This window comes from Streptomyces sp. NPDC096311 (assembly GCF_044763085.1).
Taxonomy (GTDB): domain Bacteria; phylum Actinomycetota; class Actinomycetes; order Streptomycetales; family Streptomycetaceae; genus Streptomyces.
In genome coordinates, this window is the sequence record NZ_JBIWFN010000074.1 from 1 (window position 1) to 1,423 (window position 1,423).

The 1,423-nt window shown below is 66.3% G+C and carries 1 protein-coding gene; it reads right to left on the reverse strand.

Going from position 1 to position 1,423, the window contains the following annotated elements:
- Positions 1-24 precede the first annotated feature (24 nt).
- Positions 25-1,221, reverse strand: a complete 1,197-nt coding sequence (locus ACIRA5_RS53645) for an IS110 family transposase (RefSeq protein ID WP_403706026.1) — start codon at positions 1,219-1,221, stop codon at positions 25-27.
- Positions 1,222-1,423 lie beyond the last annotated feature (202 nt).

Here is a 1,423-nt window from a genome sequence, read left to right on the forward strand (position 1 = left end):
TTAAAGAACTTCCCAATGACGATGTCAAGCCGCTGTCGTGACGGTTGGTAGGGCTTCGTAGCACGCGCCGTCGCGGATCATGGCCCACAAGACGTTGGTCCTGCGGCGGGCGAGGGACAGCACTGCTTGTTTGTGGCCTTTCCCTTCGTTCCGTTTGCGCCCGTAGTAAGCCTGGGAGGCGGAGCAGGTTCTCAGGCTGGCCATCGCGGAGAGGTAGAAGGCCCGAAGGAGGCCGCGATGGTAGCGGCGCGGGCGGCGCATGTTGCCGCTGACGCGGCCGGAGTCCCGCGGTACGGGTGAGAGGCCGGCGAAGGACGCCAGGCGGTCGGCCGTGCCGAAAGCCTCCATGTCTCCGCCGGTGGCGGCGACGAACTCGGCGCCGAGGAGGGCGCCTATGCCAGGCAGGCTCCGGATCACCGTCGCGTGTCGGTGCTCATCAAACCGGGCCTCGATGAGCGCGTCGAGTTCGGCGATCTCCTTGTCGAGGGCCAGTACGCCCTTGGCGATGCGGGCGACCATGGCGGCCGCGAGGGTCTCTCCAGGCAGTGCAATGTGCTGGGCCCTGGCGGCTTCGACGGTTGTCTCGGCGAGGGCGGCGGCGTTCTTCACCTTGCGGTTCTTCAGCCAGGTTCCGATCCGCCTGGCCCCGCTGCGACGGATCGCTGCCGGCACCTGGTAACCGGTCAGCAGCGTGACCGGACCCTTCTTGTTCAGGTTCAACGCCCGCTCCAACGCGGGAAAGAATTCCAGCAGTTGAGCCCGCAGCCGGTTGGTCTGACGGGTGCGGTCGTTGACCAGGTCGAGTCGGCGGGCGGTCAGGGTGCGCAGGTCGACGGCTATTTCGTCGCCGGGCCGCAGGCGACCGAGGTCCTGGCGCATGCGTGCCTGGTCAGCGATGACGAAGGCGTCCTTCTCGTCCGTCTTGCCCTGGCCGCGGTAGGCCGTCGACGCCTGGTGCACGGCCAAGCCGGTGATGTAGATCATCGGCTGCTCGCGGCTGAGCAGAAGGCCGATGAGGAGAGCGGCGACGCCGTGGTTGATATCCACCGCCCACAAGGCGTCCTCGGAGAGCGCGAGTACGTCTGCGATCAGCTCCAGCAGGGCCGGTTCGTCGTTGAAGACCCGGCGTGAAAGAAGACGTTCGCCCCGCTCGTCGACCACCACGCAGTGATGGTGTTCCTTGCCGATGTCCACTCCGGCCCAGATCTGGGGCACGGTCACCTCCGCCAGCTCGTCGTCCACACCGATCCCGCAGACGACCTCGCCGACGTTGTCCTACACAGCGATCAAGTCGCGTATCCCCATTAGCGGTCGAGTCGTCGCGGGGCTCCGGGCGGCCAAGTTCTTTGAGCCATCCAGCGGCGACAAGCTCACAGCCATACCCAGAACCCCTGGGTCCGCCGATCTTACGAATGACCGGCAT